This is a genomic window from Myxococcales bacterium, from assembly GCA_023898405.1.
Lineage (GTDB): Bacteria > Myxococcota > UBA727 > UBA727 > JABDBI01.
Window position 1 is genome coordinate 1,303,428 of sequence record CP060221.1, and the last position, 9,073, is coordinate 1,312,500.

7 protein-coding genes and 2 rRNA genes (1 of these 9 running past the window's edge) are annotated in these 9,073 nt (G+C 39.9%); all 9 read right to left on the bottom strand.

Annotation, left to right across the window (positions count from 1 at the left end; translation table 11 throughout):
• Nucleotides 1–151: 151 nt before the first annotated feature.
• On the bottom strand, nt 152–1,231 hold the full coding sequence (locus H6731_05855) for a hypothetical protein (protein ID USN49806.1): 1,080 nt from the start codon (nt 1,229–1,231) through the stop codon (nt 152–154).
• Nucleotides 1,232–1,682: 451 nt separating this feature from the next.
• A complete protein-coding gene (locus H6731_05860; GenBank protein USN49807.1) occupies nt 1,683–2,927 on the bottom strand; it encodes a M56 family metallopeptidase in 1,245 nt (414 codons plus the stop codon).
• Nucleotides 2,927–3,301, bottom strand: a complete 375-nt coding sequence (locus H6731_05865; GenBank protein ID USN49808.1) for a BlaI/MecI/CopY family transcriptional regulator — start codon at nt 3,299–3,301, stop codon at nt 2,927–2,929. The genes H6731_05860 and H6731_05865 overlap by 1 nt, the downstream gene beginning before the upstream one ends.
• A gap of 271 nt (nt 3,302–3,572) precedes the next feature.
• Complete coding sequence (locus H6731_05870; protein USN49809.1) at nt 3,573–4,001, bottom strand: GNAT family N-acetyltransferase; 429 nt, start codon at nt 3,999–4,001, stop codon at nt 3,573–3,575.
• Nucleotides 4,002–4,025: 24 nt separating this feature from the next.
• Complete coding sequence (locus tag H6731_05875; protein USN49810.1) at nt 4,026–4,811, bottom strand: hypothetical protein; 786 nt, start codon at nt 4,809–4,811, stop codon at nt 4,026–4,028.
• The gene (locus tag H6731_05880; GenBank protein USN49811.1) at nt 4,808–5,956 is read right to left on the bottom strand and encodes a beta-lactamase family protein; all 1,149 of its coding nucleotides are present in this window, start codon (nt 5,954–5,956) and stop codon (nt 4,808–4,810) included. The genes H6731_05875 and H6731_05880 overlap by 4 nt, the downstream gene beginning before the upstream one ends.
• Before the next feature lie 412 nt (nt 5,957–6,368).
• Nucleotides 6,369–7,307: an alpha/beta fold hydrolase gene (locus tag H6731_05885; protein USN49812.1), complete on the bottom strand. Its 939-nt coding sequence runs from the start codon at nt 7,305–7,307 to the stop codon at nt 6,369–6,371.
• A 331-nt stretch (nt 7,308–7,638) separates the two neighbouring features.
• Nucleotides 7,639–7,754: ribosomal RNA gene (gene rrf / locus H6731_05890) — 5S ribosomal RNA — on the bottom strand.
• A 75-nt stretch (nt 7,755–7,829) separates the two neighbouring features.
• Nucleotides 7,830–9,073 (bottom strand): 23S ribosomal RNA (locus H6731_05895) (it continues 1,738 nt past the right edge of the window).

Genomic DNA, 9,073 nt, shown 5'->3' on the forward strand with positions numbered 1-9,073 from the left:
GTTTTGAAAACACTCTTACCAACTTCAAAGCGGAATCTGTATCGCTGAGAAATTATGATCAATCTTACATACAAAATTAACTAAATAAATTTTATTAAAAAAGCACAAAAAAAAGGCCTCAAAGGCCTCTCTTTCTTTATTTTTTATATACCTAGAATGCGTACTGTATTTGGGCTTCGATTTTTGGTGCGACTGAATCCTTTTTAATATTAACTCCACCGTCCATCTGTAACTTTAGATTATGCTGAAAAGCATAAAGAGATAAAGATCCTAAAACTTCATGCTGAGTCGTAACTTTTGCAGCACCGCTTAACAGGCCATAGCGCACACCGACTCCGTATCGTTTTTGGAATATGTGGCCAGCTTGCAAAAGTGCTCCAATTTGCATGCTTTCTTTGGAGACCTTCTGTTCTGTTTTTCCATCCACAAGCATCGGATTGGCTTCTGGTTCACCCAAATAAATACCTGTATTTACTGTTGTTCCATAGAATTTTGCCAAAGCTCCAAGAGATGCACCATAGCCAACAAAATTCCAATCAACAATTTGACTTTTTATAAAGCCCCCAAGGGTAGCACTCATACGTAAATCTCCACCTTTAAAATCTGTCTCGGTGCTGCTATCTATGCCCCCATAGTTATAGGAAATACTACCCAAAGCTAACCCTAAACGTTTTCCAGAAAGCGCTGAAGGACCTGCCTCATAAATTCCAATGTCCCAATTAATTCCTTTTTGGTTTCCATTGTGGAAACTAAAACCAACAAGACTGCCAAGGCTAAATTCAGAATACACCTTTGAACGCCCAACAAAATCTTGTTTACCCGAGGAAACTCCTTCTAACCAAGAATATCCTACAGAAGTAGAGTAGCCCGCTTTAAATTGAATTCCGTAAGGAAAAATATCAAAATTTGCAGAAAACTCTTTAAGTGATGGCACCGCATTATCAAAACCAAGTTGAATATTATAGCTAAATCTCTGATCGAGTGCATGCCCTTTAAAACCTAATCGTGCTGCGGGCAAAGTTAAACCCAATTCATTCTTCTTATCGTATTGATAGGTCGCTCGTCCTTGCACACGTCCATTGACTGTAAGATCAAATTTTTGGTTGGAAGATTTAACATAAAAGCCCTTATCATAACCAGTGCTCCCCGAATTATTCGAAGATTCTTCTGCGCCGCTCGCAGAGCTAAAAAACAGCAAACTCACCGATACCAACATTAAAGTTCTTAACATCGAATTTCACCTATGTTTTTCAATTTGGCGAACCAAAAAATTTTTAATTTAGTTCGTGTTTGTTCTTATCTTACTGTTATTTTAGGTGAATTTGGCATTTATAATGCACACAAATTATTTTTATTCTAAGAATTACTCCACAATCTGTCATAATTGAGCTTTGCCGAAGTTGATTATTTTAAAAATTAGAACACAAGAAGACTTTTAAACAAAAAATTACTCATGTGCTTCCAACTGTTGTAGTTCAAAAACTTATTTAGCTTTTCTAATTATTTAACGATTTCGCCCACGTTAAAAATACAAAACTTTGCTTCTAGTTATTCTTAGTGGGCATAAATTTTCTTTACTTTTAACTGTCTATTTAAATCCCAGCGTACTCAAGAAAAAGTCTCTTTTTAATGGTATTCCTGGTGTTGGCTGCTGACAAGAAGAGACTATAATTGGACACCTTTTACCGGGTTCCTGTCTGAATAGTTGCAACCGTCTTTAATTCAACAACTTTTCCTGAATCTGTTGCCACACTAATGGTTCCTTTTTGACCTGGTGCAATAATAATGTAGGGTTTAACATCAAACGAATGACCGGCACCGGTACTACTTATTTCAAATGTGAGCTTAATTTGTCCTTCTTCAAATGTTGATGGCACCAGAGAAAATTTGAAAAGCTCGTTATTTTCTTTGTTGGTTATTTCAATAACCGCTTTTTCACCTTCAAAAGCTATCAGTTTAGGGTTTGATAAAAGCTGGTTACCAAAAAACACCTCGGATTCTACTTTGAATTGCTTTTTAAAAGAATGTTCACGACAAACCGAAGCAGTCGCTATTCCGCTAAGCGATATTAAGATAGAACATAAAAGCACCGTTAGCACTGGTCTCGATGTTGTTGACTTTTTCATGGCAGTAATTCTCCTTTTTAATACTGAGCCGGTGAAATTGCTAAAAACCAAACTTAAAGATCGCTCTTGGGCCATTGCAAGTAAAAAACTGCCATATTCCTTCACACTTGATTTAGTGTTTTCACGTGCTGATTCATCGCAACGCACTTCCATTTCAAACATCAATTTGCTGTGAAGAAAGTATGCCCAGGGGGCGAAAAATAATAATGAGCGGACAATAAGGGATATCAATTTCCAAAGAGGATCATAGTTTTCAACGTGTGCACATTCATGTGCAAGAGCCTGCTCAACTTCTCGATTATTTAGGCGGCTCCCAAAATCATTGGGAAAAAAAATCTTACCTCTAAAAAATCCAAAGCTTAAAGGTGATGTAATATTTTTGTTTAGCAAGACGACATGCCCATTAATCAAAGTACGACTAGAGCATCTAAGCATTTGCAATGATGCAAGATAGGAACGAAAAATTCGAAGAAGCAAAAAAGCAGCTCCAAAAATATAAACGATCCCAATAACCATAAACAGATCAAATTGAGCAACTTTAATTTGCCAAGTACTTATCTGCTCAACTGGATCTGAAATCTCGCTTGAGGCTATTTCAAAAACGATTTTTGGAATTGAAAAATAGGAAAAACTAGATACGGCGATGGATGAAGCAAAAAGGATTACCAAGCTAAGCTTCAAAAAGAAAATTTTCTGTGATGGTTTTGCGGCAATCAAATCCAAAAATATAATTAAAATGCTTGCACAAAGGCTCATGAATCCTAGCAAGACTAAGATGAGCATAAATCCGATGAGGCTCATTACTTTTCTTCTAGTAGCTTTTTCAAGGAAGCTATTTCTTTTTTATTCAGTTGCTCGCGCTCAACAAGATTCAGCACCAACTCGCCAGGACTTCCGCCAAAGAGGCTTTTGGCAATTCTCTTAATTTCGATGGTAAGGAAATTTTCTCTCTTGAGTACAGGCAAATAAGCATAGGCTTTGCCCAAAACTTTGTGTGAAACATAGCCTTTTCTTTCCATAGCCTGCATGAGCGTTAACAGCGAAGTGTAGGCCGGTTTTGGTTTTCGTTTTAATAATTCTCTTAGTTCAGAAACAGTGAGGGGGGAGTTTTCCCAAAGTATTTTTATTACTTCAAGTTCATTTTGGGTCAGTCCAGGTTGACGGGGGCGTACCATCGCGAGATCTCCTACTAGCTAACCAGTAAATATCGACAAAGCGAACACCTGTCAACTAATTAATTAGTAGATTTTATATTAAGCGCCCTATTTTCATCGGCTATCCCAAAAAATTCTTGAGGGCTGGGTAAATACCGCATATCTAAATTTAGCCAGAAAAAATCTTGAATAAAAACAGCAAAAAACAAAGGTAAAATCAAACTATAAATTCTTTATGCCGGTTTAGTGTTTCATTGCTCCCCAAACCAAAATTGATTGGCGGCCAGATGAGCTACTCCCTTGTGAGCGCTTTGCGAAAAAAAATGCGGTCATGGCCTTCTATGTAATCCTTCACCACACCTATTTCATGGTAACCGAGTTTTTGGTAGAACCTAGCGGCCTGGAAAGCCAAAGTATCTGTTGTGGAGTAGGTCACTCCTCTTCGATATCCTTCTTCTTCAGCTGCTCTCATCAATTCAGATCCGATTCCATATCCTCTATGGTTTTCACAAACCCAAAGTATATCAATGAAAATTGACCGCATTTCGGCATAGAGAATCAATCCGCCAATAATTTTTCTATTTTCATCATAGGCAAAAAAAGACATTTCCTCATCTTTGCCTATCTTTTGCACATTGAATTCATGCAATGCTTCACGAACAAAATTTTTGTTGGCTTCAAGTGGTGCCGAGTTAAGTTCAATAGTCACATTTTCTTTCATAGAGTATCTGAGTGTTGTTAAATTCTAAAAATTACGAGCAGGTTTCTCTTGTTTTTCATAAAAGCTGGTGGCTTTTAAAACTAGTTCTTCTAAATCATAGTCCCTTAAAAAAATATCCGCTTGAGTAATTTTTTCTGCCTCAAGAAGGTATTTTACTGCCAACCAATATTTAAAATACTCGGCATGATGTACCTTGTTGGCCGGAACATCATTTCGTTTCAAGGTTTTTACACCATCACCCAATGAACCAAGCCCCGGAGAGCCTCCAGCGATATGTTCAGCATAACCTTCTTCTTTCCACTGATATCCAAAGGAAGAAAATTCACTCCTTATTAAAAGTGGTTTTATTCTTCTGGCAAAATATCCGAACTGCTTTTCTATGAGTACATGCACAATCTCATGGGCAATAACTGAAACCAGATCCCTAGAGTCGCTCAGGCCACTAAAAGAAATATTCGCGTCCAAATCACAATGATTTATAAAAATATTGTTACTCACAAACTGGATGGTTTGCCCAAATCCTTTGTCGTTAAACTGAAACGGAAATATGTTGTATTTTTTAGGGTCATTGCGTAGGAAAATTTTAAACTTCAAATTCGGTTCGAAAAACGATGATTGCTTAATTAACTCTTCGACTCGATCCAGTACTTGCACAGCATTCTTGGAAATTGGCTTGTCGTAGAAAATCCTAAACTGCTTGTATTCGAGATTATCCTCAAAATAATACCATTGCGGGTAGTTAATAATCAGTAAGAACGACGATATTAAAACAACAAATGCAAAGAATATTGATGCTATTTTATTTTTCACGCTGATTCTCGTAAATATCCAAGTTTTTCCATAAGTCCAATGGCTACTTGAATTGGATCAGTGGTGGTACTGTTGGCAAAAACAACAACAAGAACATCTTGAGCTCTATCAAAAACAAAATAGCTTTTAAAACCTACAATTTCTCCCATGTGGCTAATAAAAGAATTGCCTAAAAATAGGCCATAGCCCACATTATCAAGAATGCTAGCCGGACCATTCCATCCAGTTTTTATCGCTGGTTTTAGTATTTTTTGCACTGACTCGGGTTTAAGAATTTTTGAACCACTTTCTCGGTATAACTGGATCCATTTAATGAAGTCACTAAGGGTTGTGATCAGACCACCATCAGGCGCTGTTACTGGAAGGCTCTTTTCATCATCTGGTATGAGCTTTTTTTGCTCTTGGCTAAAGCGATATCCTTGAGCTTCCTTAGCACTTGCTGTGTGCCCTTCTATATGCACTTCGGAATTATGCATGCCTATGGGAGATAAGACATTTTCCTTTAGATATTTCTCAAATGATGTACCTGTTAGATTTTCAATAATATTGCCGAGTAAGGTGTAACCTAGATTGGTGTATGAAAATTTGGTCCCTGGCGAAAATTCTAAGTCTTTGGCCATCGCTTCTCTAATCATCCCATCGATCGTATTACCTAAGCAAAATCCTTTTTTAACGTGGTAATAGTCACGTGTAACGGCATAATCAGGTATTCCACTTGAATGAGAAAGAAGGTGGTGAATTGTAACCCCGCCCCATTTCTGAGACCTATACTTTTTTGGTAAATATGAATTTATATGGCCATCAATATTAAGAATTTTCTTTTCACTAAGCTGTAAAATTGCGGCAGCTGTAAACTGCTTAGTAATTGAGGCAACGTGAAAATGAGTATTGACTGTATTTGGCATAACAGAGCTAGCATTGCCATAACCTTTGGCATGAATCACTTCACCTTTATGTATTACCAATGCTACGCCAGTAAAGTGAATTTCCTTTACCATTTGTTGTAAAAACTGCTCTGACCTTGGCTCAGTAACTTCTTTCAAATCCAAACTCTCTACATTTTTTGTTACTTGTTTCCTCACAGCTCTTTCTGCAGGCACACAACTAAATAACACAGCCATACAAACCACTGTTAAGCTTTTCATTAATAGTGCTTCCTGGTCATCAGTTACCTCTTTGCACGAACAGCTGTTTATTCACAGCCAAAATCACAAGCGCGATAATTACCAATGGGCTCGTCAATATGAGCTGATATACAGCACCTGTAAAAAGATAGTTTTGATATGCACAGTACGGCTGCATAAAAGACTGCTGAATGTACAATAAAATTGCCAGCCAATAGCCCCACGTTGATCTTTTTAACAGACCAAACACCACCAGGCTGTCCACAATGAGCATAATGAGGTGATTTGCTTGCGGTACATCTAATTGAAAAAGTTTCAAGGCACCAAAAAAATGAATAAGGACGCCAGCTGCTGTGAGACAGATAAGATAAAATCTTAATAATTTGTTTTTAATCAATTCAATCCTTGCCCAAAATAATGCTATCAGAGGTTTTTATTGCAGCCATTTGTTTATAGCGCTTACTGTTTGCTCACTGACTACAACGCCCATATGGTTAATTTTAGGCAAAATAGTAAGTTCAAAATTATTATTTTGCGGTAATACTTTTTGGTATTCAGATGCATTCATAGCCTCATCATTTTCCCCCACTAATACAAGCGTTCTTTTAGCTGTTTTTTGCAAATCGCTTTGATAATCAATTGGGCTAAAAGATGTGATCAATGCGTGGGTATAAGCCAGCGTTTCTGTGCCGTCTCGATAATTTTCGGGCAAATTAAATCTTAGCGTGACCGAATGATCAAGCCAATGCAAACCAAAGCCATTGAGTGTGTGGGCGAGAATAACTTTAAAAAGCGAGGGTTCTGCCCAGCCAGACTTATCGTTAGTGGTGGGTGCATCATGAGATAAATAGGGAGCAAGCAAAACATATCCATCAGCTTGTCGCCTTTTTTCGTTACCCATGAGCCGTAATGCCAGGCCGCCTCCCGAAGAATGACCAGCGATAAATATTTTTTCTGGGTGATATTTTCCCATACAAAACCGCAACAGATCATCCAAATCATCGTCAAGTTGACCGATATAATCGACATCTCCTCTTCTAGCTGGTTTCAAACCATGCCCACGCAGGTCTGGGATTACAACTTGAGCGATTTTTTTGTCGCTTATAGTTTTAGCAAGTTTGTGCAAATAGCGGCCATGGTATCCGGATCCATGCAAAATGATCATCAAATTATTCGATTGCGATTGGTAATAACGATAATCCAAGCTGGATTTATCCTGGGCTTGGTACAGCGAAAGATCGGGAAGCCCTGAATAATCATAAGCCAAACTTGAAAAATCGATTCCCGAAAATCCATTTGCCGCAAAAAGCAAGAATAGCCAAGTGATAATTTGGGTCTTTTCTGAAAAAATTTTTACACAATTTAAAACCATCAACTTCTCATATTTTTATAAAACACTATATCGAGCAATAAAGATTGCCAGCGGGCTCCTAAGCAAAAAAACCACTATTTTTTACCGTTCACCTTTCACCTTCTTTTAGCAATATTACCCAACGAAACAGCTATGGATCTTTAGGCTCATATTTAGCTTTGCTGCAACTTTTACACAGATGATGCACAGGCAAGCTTTCATAAGCTTAGCTAAACTCCCAGTCGAATCAAAGATCACAAAAAATGGTTTTGTTTTTTACTACCTCTGTGCTAGCAACCAGACAAAAAAAAGACAAAAAAAACCCTCTACGCAAGTAGAGGGAAAAAACAAAATCCGGCGGCGTCCTACTCTCCCACACGTGAAACGTGCAGTACCATCGGCGCAGGTGGACTTAACTTCCGAGTTCGAGATGAGATCGGGTGTGACCCCACCGCTATAACCACCGAAAAACTTTATATCATTAGATAAACTTTAAAAATCCGTTTGCTGTGAAATAGTTAACGCATTAACCTTGACCTTACCTGGAGATACTAAACCTCACGACCTATTAGTACTAGTCAGCTTCACGCATTACTGCGCTTCCACTTCTAGCCTATCACCTCGTAGTCTACAAGGGGTCTTTAGGAGTTTTTCACTCGGGAGATCTCATCTTGGGAGAGGCTTCCCGCTTAGATGCTTTCAGCGGTTATCCCGTCCAAACATAGCTACCCGGCTGTGCCACTGGCGTGACAACCGGTTCACAAGAGGTTTGTCCAACCCGGTCCTCTCGTACTAAGGTCAGCTTCCCTCAAATCTCCTACGCCTACGGCAGATAGGGACCGAACTGTCTCACGACGTTCTGAACCCAACTCACGTACCGCTTTAAATGGCGAACAGCCATACCCTTGGGACCTGCTCCAGCCCCAGGATGCGATGAGTCGACATCGAGGTGCCAAACCACGCCGTCGATATGAACTCTTGGGCGTGATCAGCCTGTTATCCCCGGAGTACCTTTTATCCGTTAAGCGATGGCCCTTCCACACGGAGCCACCGGATCACTATGACCTGGTTTCCCATCTGCTCGACCCGTCGGTCTCGCAGTTAAGCTTTCTTATGCCATTGCACTCGTCGCCTGGTTTCCAATCAGGCTGAGAAAACCTTTGTACGCCTCCGTTACTCTTTTGGAGGCGACCGCCCCAGTCAAACTGCCCACCAGACAGTGTCCCCGACCCGGATAACGGGCCTAGGTTAGATATCCAAATAAACCAGGGTGGTATTTCAAGGACGACTCCACGAAAGCTAGCGCCTCCGCTTCAAAGTCTCCCACCTATCCTACACAAATTTGCCCGAATATCAGTGTCAAGCTACAGTAAAGGTTCACGGGGTCTTTCCGTCTTGCCGCAGGTACACTGCGTTTTCACAGCAAGCACAATTTCGCTGAGTCCCAGCCCGAGACAGTGCGGAGATCGTTACGCCATTCGTGCAGGTCGGAACTTACCCGACAAGGAATTTCGCTACCTTAGGACCGTTATAGTTACGGCCGCCGTTTACTGGGGCTTCAGTTCACCGCTTCGCCATACGACTAACGGATCCCTTTAACCTTCCAGCACCGGGCAGGCGTCACACCCTATACCTCACCTTACGGTTTTGCAGAGTGCTGTGTTTTTGATAAACAGTCGCCACCGCCTGGTCACTGCAACCTTCTCCAGCTTATAAAGCAAGTCTAATCACCAGAAAAGGCACACCTTCTCCCGAAGTTACGGTGCCAATTTGCAGAGTTCCTTAGA